We start from the raw sequence: 253 nt of genomic DNA on the forward strand, positions 1-253 counted from the left end.
TATACCCTGAACCGCTCCGAGCTGACCTATGCCATCTGCCATACTCTGGGGGTTCGTCCCAAGGGCTGATCAGTGCTCACCGCGATAAAAGCAAAAAGCCAATGAGGTGCTCATTGGCTTTTTCGTTATGGCCGATTATCAAGGTCTGGTCGGGGCGATCTCTTTTGGCTCAAGATCGATAACCGCATTACCGGCAGCCCCCGGATACTGGCGATAGACCTGATCCTGCTCCAGTGTGTAGAAGGTATCCAGA

Annotated in this window: 1 protein-coding gene; it reads right to left on the reverse strand. The window is 53.0% G+C overall.

Annotated features, from left to right (window positions below; all coding sequences use genetic code 11):
• Window positions 1-138: 138 nt before the first annotated feature.
• Window positions 139-252, reverse strand: coding sequence for a DUF3103 family protein (locus RYX56_RS26055; RefSeq protein WP_369293569.1), 114 nt, complete (start codon window positions 250-252; stop codon window positions 139-141).
• Between the last annotated feature and the right edge of the window lies 1 nt (window position 253).

This window comes from Alkalihalophilus lindianensis (genome assembly GCF_032843265.1).
In the GTDB taxonomy this organism is placed as follows: domain Bacteria; phylum Bacillota; class Bacilli; order Bacillales; family Bacillaceae_D; genus Alkalihalophilus; species Alkalihalophilus lindianensis.